Source organism: Phytopseudomonas dryadis, assembly GCF_004327355.1.
Classification (GTDB): Bacteria; Pseudomonadota; Gammaproteobacteria; order Pseudomonadales; family Pseudomonadaceae; genus Aquipseudomonas; species Aquipseudomonas dryadis.
On the sequence record NZ_QJUM01000037.1, the window covers coordinates 1 to 12579 of the forward strand.

Annotated in this window: 11 protein-coding genes; 9 read left to right on the forward strand and 2 right to left on the reverse strand. The window is 65.4% G+C overall.

Annotation, left to right across the window (positions count from 1 at the left end):
• The first annotated feature begins 154 nt into the window (after positions 1 to 154).
• The 4 genes from DNK34_RS22865 to DNK34_RS22880 are packed head-to-tail and all read left to right on the forward strand — an operon-like array spanning position 155 to position 4818.
• Positions 155 to 622, forward strand: coding sequence for a MarR family winged helix-turn-helix transcriptional regulator (locus tag DNK34_RS22865; protein ID WP_131177599.1), 468 nt, complete (start codon positions 155 to 157; stop codon positions 620 to 622).
• The gene (locus DNK34_RS22870) at positions 622 to 2082 is read left to right on the forward strand and encodes an efflux transporter outer membrane subunit (RefSeq protein WP_207390815.1); all 1461 of its coding nucleotides are present in this window, start codon (positions 622 to 624) and stop codon (positions 2080 to 2082) included. The genes DNK34_RS22865 and DNK34_RS22870 overlap by 1 nt, the downstream gene beginning before the upstream one ends.
• A 9-nt stretch (positions 2083 to 2091) precedes the next feature.
• Positions 2092 to 3276 (forward strand): HlyD/EmrA/EmrK family protein, encoded by a 1185-nt coding sequence (locus tag DNK34_RS22875; protein WP_131177600.1) that lies wholly within the window; start codon positions 2092 to 2094, stop codon positions 3274 to 3276.
• 12 nt (positions 3277 to 3288) lie between these two features.
• The gene (locus DNK34_RS22880; protein WP_131177601.1) at positions 3289 to 4818 is read left to right on the forward strand and encodes a DHA2 family efflux MFS transporter permease subunit; all 1530 of its coding nucleotides are present in this window, start codon (positions 3289 to 3291) and stop codon (positions 4816 to 4818) included.
• A 246-nt stretch (positions 4819 to 5064) separates the two neighbouring features.
• Here the strand turns inward: DNK34_RS22880 and DNK34_RS22885 are convergent, their stop codons facing one another.
• Both DNK34_RS22885 and DNK34_RS22890 read right to left on the reverse strand, forming a co-directional pair.
• Positions 5065 to 6000: a hydroxymethylglutaryl-CoA lyase gene (locus DNK34_RS22885; protein ID WP_131177602.1), complete on the reverse strand. Its 936-nt coding sequence runs from the start codon at positions 5998 to 6000 to the stop codon at positions 5065 to 5067.
• Positions 6001 to 6270: 270 nt separating this feature from the next.
• On the reverse strand, positions 6271 to 7476 hold the full coding sequence (locus tag DNK34_RS22890) for a CaiB/BaiF CoA transferase family protein (RefSeq protein WP_131177603.1): 1206 nt from the start codon (positions 7474 to 7476) through the stop codon (positions 6271 to 6273).
• Between the two features lie 178 nt (positions 7477 to 7654).
• Here DNK34_RS22890 and DNK34_RS22895 point away from each other — a divergent pair, with 178 nt between their 5' ends.
• From DNK34_RS22895 to dctM, 5 genes are all read left to right on the forward strand, one after another.
• Positions 7655 to 8545 carry a LysR family transcriptional regulator gene (locus tag DNK34_RS22895; protein ID WP_131177604.1) on the forward strand — a complete coding sequence of 297 codons (891 nt, stop codon included), beginning with the start codon at positions 7655 to 7657 and terminating at the stop codon, positions 8543 to 8545.
• Between the two features lie 277 nt (positions 8546 to 8822).
• Positions 8823 to 9827 carry a DctP family TRAP transporter solute-binding subunit gene (locus DNK34_RS22900; protein WP_131177605.1) on the forward strand — a complete coding sequence of 335 codons (1005 nt, stop codon included), beginning with the start codon at positions 8823 to 8825 and terminating at the stop codon, positions 9825 to 9827.
• 27 nt (positions 9828 to 9854) lie between these two features.
• Positions 9855 to 10232, forward strand: coding sequence for a VOC family protein (locus DNK34_RS22905; protein ID WP_131177606.1), 378 nt, complete (start codon positions 9855 to 9857; stop codon positions 10230 to 10232).
• A gap of 294 nt (positions 10233 to 10526) precedes the next feature.
• Positions 10527 to 11159 (forward strand): TRAP transporter small permease, encoded by a 633-nt coding sequence (locus DNK34_RS22910; RefSeq protein ID WP_131177607.1) that lies wholly within the window; start codon positions 10527 to 10529, stop codon positions 11157 to 11159.
• Positions 11156 to 12439, forward strand: coding sequence for a C4-dicarboxylate TRAP transporter large permease protein DctM (gene dctM / locus DNK34_RS22915; protein WP_131173287.1), 1284 nt, complete (start codon positions 11156 to 11158; stop codon positions 12437 to 12439). Before DNK34_RS22910 ends, dctM begins: the two co-directional genes overlap by 4 nt.
• Positions 12440 to 12579: the final 140 nt, after the last annotated feature.

Sequence of the window (12579 nt, forward strand, 5' to 3'; positions counted from 1 at the left end):
CCTGAACCCCACCCAGCCCCCGACAGTCCTTTCAGAACCTCTTAATATTTCAAATTATTTCCAAAATTGATATCGAGTATTACGAAATGTAATTGGGCGTTTATCTGCCTAGGCAGTAATCTGCGCGGCATCAACTGCCTGGGCAGGTAATCCGATGCCACATTTCGACCGCGAGCGGTTCTCGCTCCAGCATTCCCCCGGTCATCTCATTGCGCTGATCAACCAGCTCAAGGACCGGCTGCTGGAGCGCCATCTGGTGGACCACGGCGTCACCGCCGCACAGTTCAAGGTGGTGCTGTTGATCAGCCAGGGCCGGGCCAGCACGCCGGCCGACCTGGTACGCCTGCTCAGTCTCGACAGTGGGGCGATGACCCGCATGCTCGACCGCCTGGAGCAGAAGGCGCTGATCACCCGCGAGCGCAGCAGCGAGGACCGCCGTCAGGTGCGCCTGGCCCTGACCGAGAGCGGGCATGCCCTGGGCGTGCGGGTTCCACAGATCGCCGCGGACGCCACCAACGATCTGACCGGCTGCCTGAGCCGCGCCGAACTCCACGAGCTGGAACGCCTGCTGAAAAAAATGCTGATGGCCGCCGATGCCTTGCCGCACGAGCCAGGAGAATGATGAACACCATGCCGTTGCGTACCCCTCTGACCCTGCTTTTCGGCGCCTGGCTGCTGGCCGCCTGCGCCTCGCCCGATGGCCTGCACACCGAAGGCCATACCTTGGATGCGGCCAGCCTGCGCGGTGAACACACCTTCGCCGGCAATCTGTCGCCTGCGGCCTGGCCCGCCAGTGACTGGTGGAACCGCCTGGGCGATCGGCAATTGAACGGCCTGATCGAAGAGGCGTTGCGCGCCAGCCCCGATCTGCAGGTCGCCGACGCCCGGGCCCGGCAGGCCGATGCCGCGGCGCTGGCCGCCGATGCGCAGCGTCAGCCGACGCTGGACGCCAATGCCGGGGTGACCCGTTCGCGTTCCGCGCGGGTCGACGATCCCAGCGGCCAGGGTGGGCGTTACGGCACCCTGCGCAGCCTGTCGCTGGACGCCGGCTATCGCTTCGATCTCTGGGGCGGCCAGCGCGCGGCCTGGGAAGCGGCCCTCGGCCGCGCCCGCGCCAGCGAAGTGGATCGCCAGGGCGCTCGCCTGACCCTGGCCGCCGATGTGACCCGGGCCTACAACGACCTCGGCCTGGCCTACGCCACCCGCGATCTGGCCGAGCAGGATCTCAAGCGCAGCCGCGACATGCTCGACCTGGCCAGCAGTCGGGTCGATGCCGGGCTCGACAGTGAGTATCAGCTGCAGCAGACCCAGAGCCTGGAAGCGGCCGCCGAGGCCAGCCTGACCGCTGCCGCGCAGCAGGTGGACGGTGCGCGCATCCGCCTGGCGGTATTGCTCGGGCAGGGGCCCGATCGCGGTGAAACGCTGCCGCGCCCGCAGTTGATCGCGCCCACGGCGCTCAGCCTGCCGGCCAATCTGCCTGCCGAACTGCTCGGTCGCCGTCCTGATCTGGTCGCTGCACGCTGGCGCGTCGAGGCTGCCACCCGGGACATCACCGCCAGCAAGGCCGATTTCTACCCCAACCTCAATCTGACTGCCGCGGCGGGCAGCAAGTCGCTGCTCGGTGACGCCCTGTTCGGCGGCGCCAGCCGTTTCTTCAGCGTCGGTCCGGCCCTGAGCCTGCCGATCTTCGACGGCGGCAGTCGCCGCGCCGCCCTGGCCGGGCGCAACGCCGACTACGACGTGGCCGTGGCGCAATACAACCAGACCCTGGTCACGGCCCTCGGCGATATCGGCGAGGGCATCAGCCGGGTGCGCTCGCTGGAGCAGCAGATCCAGCAACAGCAGCGCGCCCGCGACATCGCCCGCAACTCCTACGACATCGCCATGCAGCGTTACGCCGATGGCATCGGCAACTACCTCGATGCGCTGAGCGTCGAGCAGCAACTGCTGCAGAGCGAACGCCAACTGGCCAGCCTGCGTGCCGAGCGCATCGACGCTTCGGTACTGCTGATGCAGGCCCTCGGTGGCGGCTTCGAGGCCGCCGCTCCGTCATCGGCTCCCGCCGTCACTTCCGCCCGCTGAGTACTCGCCATGACCGAATCTCAAGCCACTCCCGCTGCCCCGAACCCGGGCAAACGCAAACGCCTGTTGCTGGGCCTCGGCGCCCTGGTGCTGCTGTGCGTGGTGGCGGTCTTCGCCTACCACGAACTGTATGGGCGCTTTTACCAGGAAACCGACGACGCCTACGTCAATGGCAACCTGGTGCAGATCACCCCGCAGATCACCGGCACGGTGACGCGCATCGCCGTCGACGACGGTGACTACGTCGAGGCCGGGCAGCCGCTGGTGTGGCTGGACCCCGCCGATACCGAAGTGGCCCAGCAGAGCGCCGAGGCCAACCTGGCCAAGACGGTGCGCCAGGTGCGTGGCCTGTTCAGCAATGTCGACAGCTACAAGGCCCAGGTGGCTTCGCGCAAGATCGACGTGCAGCGGGCCCGGGCGGATTACCAGCGCCGCGTGACCCTGGCGCGCAACGGAGCGATCTCCCGCGAGGAGCTGGCCCATGCCCAGGACACCCTGAGCAGCGCCGAGAGCGCGCTGATCTCGGCCCAGCAGCAACTGGACACCAACCAGGCGCTGATCGACGACACCGTGGTGGCGTCCCATCCGGATGTGAAGAGCGCCGCCGCGCAGTTGCGCCAGGCCTTTCTCAACCATGCGCGCAGCACCCTGGTGGCGCCGGTCAGTGGTTACGTGGCGCGCCGCTCGGTGCAGCTCGGCAGCCGGGTCCAGCCGGGCAGCGCGCTGATGGCCGTGGTGCCGCTGCACGAGATCTGGATCGACGCCAACTTCAAGGAAACCCAGTTGCGCGACATGCGCATCGGCCAGCCGGTGACCGTCGAGGCCGACCTGTATGGCGACGAGGTGACCTATCGGGGCCATGTCGAGAGCCTGGGCGTGGGGACCGGCAGCGCCTTCTCCCTGCTGCCGGCACAGAATGCCAGCGGCAACTGGATCAAGATCGTCCAGCGCCTGCCCGTGCGCATCCGCCTGGACGAGGAGGCGCTCGAGCGTCATCCGCTGCGCATTGGCCTGTCCACCGCGGTGACCGTCGACCTGCATGACCAGAGCGGCGTGCAACTGGCCGAACGGACACCGGCCGAGGCGCGCTTCGCCACTGCCGTGTACGACGCGCCCTTGGTCGAGGCCAATGCCCTGATCGAACGCATCATCCACGCCAACGGCCCGGCCCAGGTCGGCGCGGCGCGTGGCTGAGGCGCAGATCCCATGAGCGATGACCTGTTCCGCCCGGCCAGCATGCTGCTGGCCACCATCGGCATCTCCCTGGCGACCTTCATGCAGGTGCTCGACACCACCATCGCCAACGTCGCCCTGCCGACCATTTCCGGCAACCTGGGGGTCAGCGCGGAGCAGGGCACCTGGGTGATCACCTCGTTCGCCGTGTGCAACGCCATCGCCTTGCCCCTGACCGGCTGGCTGGCGCGGCGCTTCGGCGAGGTGAAGCTGTTCCTCGCCGCGGTGGTGCTGTTCGTCGTCACCTCGTTCCTCTGCGGCATCGCCCGCTCGATGCCGGAACTGGTGGTGTTCCGCGCCCTGCAGGGCTTCGTCGCCGGGCCGCTGTATCCCATGGCGCAGACCCTGCTGCTGGCGATCTTTCCCAGCGCCAAGCGCGGCATGGCCCTGGCGCTGCTGGCCATGGTCACGGTGGTGGCGCCGATCATCGGGCCCATCGCCGGCGGCTGGATCACCGACAGTTACAGTTGGCCGTGGATCTTCTTCATCAACGTGCCGATCGGCATCTTCGCCACCCTGGTGGTCTGGACGCAGTTGCGCAAGCGCCCGGAAAGCAGGGTCCGCCAGCCCATCGACTACGTCGGCCTGACCCTGCTGGTGCTGGGCGTCGGCATGCTGCAGGTGGTGCTCGACAAGGGCAACGACATGGACTGGTTCGAGTCCACCTTCATCTGTGTCGCCACCGCCGTATCGGTGGTGGCGCTGATCGCCCTGGTGATCTGGGAGCTGACCGACCAGCACCCGATCATCAACCTGCGCCTGTTCATGTACCGCAACTTCACCTTCGGCACCCTGGCCCTGGTGCTGGGCTATTCCGGCTTCTTCGGCATCAACCTGCTGCTGCCGCAGTGGTTGCAGACCCAACTGGGCTACACGCCCATCTGGGCCGGGCTGGCGGCGGCGCCCATCGGCATCCTGCCGGTGTTCCTCTCGCCCCTGGTGGGCAAGTACGCGCACAAGTTCGACCTGCGCCTGCTGGCCGGCGCCTCCTTCCTGGTGATCGGCGCCTCGTGCTTCATGCGCGCCTCGTTCAATACCGAGGTGGATTACCGGCACATCGCCGAGGTGCAGGTGTTCATGGGCCTGGGGATCGCGCTGTTCTTCATGCCCACCACCAGCATCCTGCTGTCCAGCCTGCCGCCGAAGGACATCGCCGATGGCTCCGGCCTGGCGACCTTCCTGCGCGTGCTGGGCGGCAGCTTCGCCTCGTCGCTGACCACCTGGATCTGGCACCGCCGGGAGATTTATCACCACGCCCAGCTCACCGAGCACGTCACGCCCTATGACCCGGCTACCCAGCACTACCTGGAACAGCTGGGCGGCGCCTCGCAATCGGCCTATGCGCAGATCGACCGTGTGGTGGAAAGCCAGGCCTACATGCTCTCGACGGTGGATTACTTCACCCTGATGGGCTGGCTGTTCTTCGGCCTGATCCTGATCATCTGGCTGGCCAAGCCGCCGTTCTCGGCCAAGGGCGCCGCGGAGTCCGGCGGCGGGCACTGAAGTGCGTGCTGGGTGTGATCCTGTAGGACGGCGATTGCTGGCCTCGATGGGGTTCTGCGCGATGGCTGCAAGCGCATCGCCCCGAGGTCGGGGCTCCTACAGGTTGTCGGCAGGCCGCGATTGCATCGCTAGCGGGTGTAGCCCGGCGTTGAGCGCAGCGATACCCGGGAACGCTTGCCCTGGGTATCGCTGCGCTCGACCACAGGCTACGGTCGTGCGATAACAGCCTTCCTTGCATCGCCGCGATCAGGCGTCCGCTTTGCTCATCCATTTCGGCTTGGGGTAGCGCCGCTCCGAGGTGCCGGCCTTGAGAATGGCGCCGGGCACGTCGTGGCCGATCAGGCCGGGCAGGGTGGCGGCGACGGCCAGCAGGGCATCGAGATCCACGCCGGTATCCAGGCCCATGCGCTGGAACATGTGCACCAGATCCTCGGTGCAGATATTGCCGCTGGCGCCTGGCGCATAGGGGCAGCCACCGAGGCCGCCGAGGGAGGCGTCGAAGCGGTCGATGCCAGCATTCAACGCCGCCAGGGCATTGGCCAGGCCCATGCCACGGGTGTTGTGGAAGTGGGCGGTGAACACCGCCTCGGGCCAGCGGCGCAGCGACTCGCGGTAGATACGTTCGACCTGGGCCGGGTCGGCCATACCGGTGGTGTCGCACAGGGTCACGCCCTGCACGCCGATATCCAGCAACTGCTGAGTCAGTTCGTACACCCGTGCTTCGCTCACTACGCCTTCGAATGGACAGCCGAAGGTAGTCGACAGCGAGGCATTGATGAACACGCCGCTGCCGCGGGTGACCTCGATGATCTCGCGAAACTGCACCAGGGACTGCTGCGGGGTCATGCGCAGGTTGGCCAGGCCGTGGGTGTCGCTGGCCGACATCACCAGGTTGATCTCGTCCACCGAGCACGACAGCGCCCGTTCGCAACCGCGCACGTTGGGTACCAGCACGGTGTATTCCACACCGGGGGCGCGGCTGATGCCACGCATCACCTCTTCGGCGTCGCGCAGGTTGGGAATGGCCTTGGGCGAGGTGAACGAGGTGACTTCGATCTTGGCCAGGCCGGTCAGGGACAGGCGGTCGATCAGGGCGATCTTGTCTTCTGTGGGCACGAAGGCCGACTCGATCTGGAAGCCGTCGCGGGTGGCGACGTCCTGGATGTAGAGGCGTTTGCTCATGGTTGAATCCTACGATTAAAGCGGCAAGCTACAAGCTGCAAGTAAGAGCTCTACGCTGTTGGCTTGAAGCTTGAAGCTGCCTTAGATGATTCCGCGTTTAGCTCGTAGGGTGGATGACGCTTTATCCATCCACCATAGCGATTGCATGTTGTAGGTTGGCTCAAGCGTGCTTTGCTCTGCGGTGCAACTGGTGGACAAGCTTCGCGTTGTCCACCCTACGGGGAGTGGCTGAGCGTTCACGCGGAGCGTGAGAGTTATCGGTACCTGACTTCAGATTATCCCGCGTTCGCGCAGGCCCTTGACCTGCTCGTCACTCAGGCCCAAGCCGGCCAATACGTCATCGGTGTGTTCGCCGAGCTGCGGGCCGCCAGCGCCGATCCGCCCTGGCGTGCGGCTGAGCTTGGGCAACACGCCCGGCACCTTGAGTGGGCCGGCGCTGGTCTGCACCGTCTCGATCATCTGCCGCGCCAGGTAATGCGGGTCGTTGACGATATCGGCGGCGGTGTAGGGGTAGCCGGCCGGTACGCGGGCGCCCTTGAGCGCTTCGATTACTTCGTCGCGGCCACGCTGCCCGGTCCATTCGCCGATGGCTTCATCGATCATCCCGGCGTGCTGGCTACGGCCATCGTTGTGCGCCAGGCGCGGGTCGTCGGCCAGATCCTGGCGACCGATCAGGTTCATCAGGCGCTTGTAGATGCTGTCGCCATTGCCGGCGATCAGCACGTAGCTGCCGTCGTTGCAGGGGTAGGAATTGGACGGGGTGATGCCGGGCAGGGCGCTGCCCGCCGGTTCACGGACATAGCCGAAGGCGTCGTATTCCGGCACCAGGCTTTCCATCATGGCGAACACCGACTCGTACAGGGCCACGTCGATCTGCTGGCCCTGGCCGCTGCGCGCCCGTTCCTGCAGGGCGAGCAGCACGCCGATCACCCCGTACAGCGAGGACAGCGAGTCGCCGATGCTCACGCCGACCCGTACCGGCGCCTGGCCGGGGTAGCCGGACAGGTGGCGCAGGCCGCCCATGGCCTCGCCGATCACGCCGAAGCCCGGCAGGTCGCGGTAGGGGCCGGTCTGGCCATAGCCGGAGATGCGCAACATGATCAGCCGCGGGTTGATGCGCGACAGCTCGTCCCAGCCCAGGCCCCATTGTTCCAGGGTGCCGGGGCGGAAGTTCTCCACCAGGATATCGGCTTCGGCGACCAGCCGGCGGACGATGTCCTGGCCCTCGGGCTCCTTGAGATTGAGCGTCAGCGACTGCTTGTTGCGCGATTGCACGTGCCACCAGAGCGAGGTGCCGTCCTTGATCTTGCGCCATTTGCGCAGCGGATCGCCGATGCCGGGCGGCTCGATCTTGATCACCTCGGCGCCGAACTCGGCAAGCATCTTGCTGGCGAAGGGACCGGCGATCAGTTGGCCCATTTCGATGACCTTGAGCCCGGCCAGGGCCATGGGTGGAGCGGTTGAATCGGCAGACATGAGCGAATTCCCGATGACTTGGGTCGATGGCGGCGAGCATCCCCCATGGCGGGCCTGGCCGCAATCAGTCAATCGCCAAGTCTGGCTTCGCGTCTCACGAAGACTTATGGTGTGGCCGCCGGTCCGCAGCGCCAGCTGCGGTAGCGCGTCTTTCGCCAATCACGAAGCGGAGCCTGTCATGCGCGTGGATTTTCTCACCCTGAAGCTGTTCGTGGCCATCGCCGACGAGCGCAGCCTGACCCGCGCCGCCGAGCGCGAGCACCTGGCGCTGGCGGCGGTGAGCAAGCGCATCAGCGACCTCGAAGCGCACCTGCGCATTCCCTTGCTGTACCGCCAGCCCAAGGGTGTCGCCCTGACGCCGGCGGGCGATGCGCTGCTGCATCACGCGCGCAACCTGCTGGACAACATCCAGCACATGCAGGCCGATCTCAGCGAGTTCAGCGAGGGCATCAATGGCCATGTGCGCATCCACGCCAATACCTCGGCGGTGATCGCCTTCCTGCCCGAGGACCTGAGCGCCTTCGCTGCCCAGCATCCGCAGATCCGCATCGACCTGGAGGAACGCGTCAGCAGCGACATCATCCATGCCGTGCGCGAGGGCCTGACCGACATCGGCATCTTCGCCGGGCATGTGGCGGCCGAGGGCCTGCAGCTGTTTCCCTACCGCAGCGACCGCCTGGTGCTGGTGGTGCCCAGGGCTCATCCGCTGGCCGGGCGTGACAGCGTCGCCCTGAGCGAGACCGTGGGCTACGACTACATCGCCCTGCAGAAGGAGGCGTCGCTGCACAGCCTGATCACCCAGGCCGCCCAGCAGCTGGGCGCGCACCTGCGGGTGCGCATCCAGGTACGCAGCTTCGAGGCGATCTGCCGGCTGATCCATACCGGCATGGGCATCGGCATCCTGCCGCAGCAGGCGGTCGGCACCTACCTGCCGCACATGGGGGTGAAGGCCATCGCCCTGAGCGATGACTGGGCGCAGCGCGAGCTGAACATCGGCGTGCGCCAGTACGACGCCTTGTCGCTGATCGCCCGGCAGATGGTCGATCACCTGCGCGGTCAGGGTTCCTGATATCAGTGGATCGCCGCCCGCTTGCGACCTGTTCGGCGTGGCCGGCGCTTCGGCGGCGCTTGGCGGGCGAGGGGGGCTGGTTTTCCGGCGGCGGGACCGGGGCTGCGCGTCGCTCCAGGCGCTTGCCTTCGCGATTGCCGAAGACAGGCTTGCCCAATTAAGAATTTGGCTGGCCGAAGCGCTGGCGTAGAGTTCGCGGGAAATCAAGGCAAGGGCCCTGGCCGGTATCCTCCGATGTCGGTCAGGGCTCACACCAATAACAACAGGAGTTTGCCTCATGTCCCGCGTCTTTCGCCGCCGTCTGACCTGCGCCTTGCTCAGCGCTTCCCTGCTGCTGAGTGCCGGCGCCTTCGCCGAAGAAATCGTCATCAAGTTCGCCCATGTGGCATCCGACCAGACCCCCAAGGGGCAGGGCGCGCGCATGCTGCAGAGGCTGGTCAAGGAACGCCTGGCCGGCAAGGCCCGGGTCGAGGTCTATCCCAACTCGTCGCTGTTCGGCGATGGCAAGGAGATGGAGGCCCTGTTGCTCGGCGACGTCCAGCTGCTGGCGCCGGCGCCGGTGAAACTGGAGAAGTATCAGCCGCGGGTGCAGATCTTCGACCTGATGTTCCTCTTCGACGATGCCGCGGCCTCCCAGCGTTTCGAGCAGTCGCCCAAGGGCCAGGAACTGCTGCACAGCCTGGAGAACAACGGCATCATCGGCCTGGCCTACTGGCTCAACGGCATGCGCCAGTTCACCGCCAACAAGCCACTGCACCTGCCGAGCGATGCCCGGGGTCTGAAATTCCGCGTGCAGCCCTCGGACCTGCAGGCGGCGCAGATCAGCGCGCTACGCGCCGTACCCCGCAAGATGGCCTTCGCCGAGATCTATCAGGGCCTGCAGACCGGCGTGATCAACGCCTCCGACAACCCCTGGTCGAACATCTACAGCCAGCGTCACCATGAAGTGCAGCAGTACATGATCGAGTCCAATCATGCGGTCGGCAATTACATGCTGATCACCAATGCGGCATTCTGGAACGGGCTGCCCGAAGACGTGCGTGGCGAACTGAAGACCATCATCGACGAGGTCACGGTCGAGGTGAATCGTCAGGCCCTGGCGCTCAATGAGAAGGACAAGCAGCAGATCCTCGCGGACGGCAAGCGTGAGCTGATCGTGCTCACGGACGAGGAACGCCAGCGGTGGCGCGAGGTGATGCGCCCGGTGTGGAAGCAGTACGAAAACCGGATCGGCAGCGACCTGATCGAAGCGGCGCAGGCGGCCAACGGCGCGGCGCAGTAACCCGTCGATCGACTACGGAGACCCCTCATGCTCGACCATCTGGATCATCTGGTGCTGACCGCCACCGACGCCGAGGCGACCACGCATTTCTACACCCAAGTGCTGGGCATGCGCCTGGAAACCTTCGGCAACGGGCGCTCGGCCTTCTGTTTCGGCGAGCAGAAGATCAACCTGCATGTGCGGGGCCAGGAGTTCGAACCCAAGGCCCACCTGCCGGTACCCGGGGCGCTGGACCTGTGCTTCATCGCCAGCCAGCCCCTGGACGCGGTGATCGCGCACCTGCAGCGAGTCGGCTGGCCGATCATCGAAGGGCCGGTGCTGCGCACCGGCGCCACCGGACCGATCCGCTCGATCTACCTGCGTGATCCCGATCTGAACCTGATCGAGATCGCCGAGCCGGCCTGAGCCTCGGAAGGCCATTACAAGGCGAAAGCGGACGCTCACCCTGTAGGGTGGATGACGCTCTTTTCATCCACCATTGCGATTGCGGAGCGGTGGACGGATGAAGCGTCGTCCACCCTACGACAGGCCGCTTTAACTTGCCGCTTGAAGCTTGAAGCTTGAAGCTTATGGCTGCCCCTACGCTATTCGCCCAGGCCGAAGGCCGCGTTTACCAATCGCGAATATCTGCACGCGAGCAGGCGAGGTTAGAGTCGCTGCGTCAGAACAATTACAACAACGCTCTCTGGGAGACCGCCGATGACTGCTTTGCGGAACCTGTGGGATCGCCTTGAGGAAATCGCCGTCGCGTTTCTTCTGGCGGCGATGACCCTGGTCACCTTCTCGTACGTGATATTCAACAACCTCTACGGAATTTTCTATTCCCTGGGCGATACGCTGCCTTTCGCCAACGATGCCCTGTTCAGCATCGGCGACGGCATCCTCTACGTCGCCCAGGAAATGACCTGGAGCGTGGCCCTGACCAAGGCCATGTTCGGCTGGCTGATCTTCGTCGGCCTGGCCTGGGGCGTACGTATCGGCGCGCACATCGGCGTCGATCTGCTGGTGCGCCTGTTCAAGCCCTCCCTGCAAAAGGCCGTGGCGATCCTCGCGCTGGTCATCTGCCTGGCCTACTGCGTGCTGATGGCCTACTCCAGCGAGCAATGGGTCGCCACCCTGATGCGCGCCGGTATCGGCGCCGAGGATCTGGATCGCTTCGGCGTCCAGCAGTGGCACATCGTGATCATCGTGCCGATCGGTTTCACCCTGATGTTCCTGCGTTTCGCCCAGGTGCTGGTGCGTGTGATTCAGAACAAGCAACTGGGTTTTGGTGGCCACGGCGAAGTCGAAGACGCCATCAAACTCGCCGAAGAAACGGAGGCTAAACGATGACCATCGCATTTTTGTTCGTCGCCCTGTTCGCGCTGATGTTCATCGGCATTCCGGTGGCGATTTCCCTGGGTCTGTCCGGGGCCATGACCATCCTGCTCTTCAGCAACGACTCGGTGCGTTCGCTGGCGATCAAGCTGTTCGAGACCAGCGAGCACTACACGCTGCTGGCGATTCCGTTCTTCCTGCTCTCCGGCGCCTTCATGACCAGTGGCGGCGTGGCCCGTCGCCTGATCGATTTCGCCAACGCCTGCGTCGGTCATATCAAGGGTGGCCTGGCTATCGCGGCCATTCTGGCCTGTATGCTGTTCGCGGCACTGAGCGGCTCGTCGCCGGCCACGGTGGCGGCGGTCGGTTCGATCGTCATCGCCGGCATGGTGCGTTCGGGCTACAAGAAGGAGTTCGCCGCCGGCATCGTCTGTAACGCCGGTACCCTGGGTATCCTGATCCCGCCGTCGATCGTCATGGTGGTCTACGCCACCGCGACCGAAACCTCGGTGGGCAAGCTGTTCATGGCCGGTGTGGTGCCGGGCCTGCTGCTGGGCGTGTTCCTGATGGTCACCATCTACATCATCGCCCGGGTGAAGAACATGCCGTCGCTGCCGCGAGCGTCGATGGCCGAGATCATGGTAGCCGGGCGCAAGGCTGGCTGGGGCCTGGCGCTGATCGTGATCATCCTCGGCGGTATCTACTCGGGCATGTTCACGCCGACCGAAGCCGCTGCGGTGGCCGCGGTGTACGCGGCCTTCGTGGCGATCTTCATCTACAAGGACATGACCGTTCGCGAGTGCCCGAAGGTGTTCGTCGAGGCCGGCAAGCTGAGCGTGGTGCTGATGTTCATCATCGCCAACGCCATGCTCTTCGCCCACGTGCTGACCACCGAGCAGATCCCGCAGTCGATCACCGCCTGGGTGGTGGAGCAGGGCTTTTCGCCGATCGAGTTCCTGATCGTGGTGAACATCGTACTGCTGGTCGCCGGTACCTTCATGGAGCCGTCGGCGATCATCCTGATCCTGGCGCCGATCCTGTTCCCGATCGCCATGCAACTGGGCATCGACCCGATCCACCTGGGCATCATCATGGTGGTGAACATGGAGATCGGCCTGATCACGCCGCCGACCGGGCTCAACCTGTTCGTCACCTCGGCGGTCACCGGCATGCCGCTGACCCGCGTGGTGCGCGCGGTGTCGCCATGGCTGCTGGTGATGCTGGCGTTCCTGATCCTGGTGACCTACGTGCCGTTCATTTCGCTGGGCCTGCCGAACTGGCTGGGCATGAACTGACGACTCTCGCGTTAAAACGAGCCCGGCCGATGTGCCTAATGCCGATCAGATAAGGTTTCTGTAGGAACAGGGAGGCCTACAGAAAAGCGATCCCCGCGCGTAGGAGCGTCGACCTCGGCGCGATGCGAGAGTGGCCATAC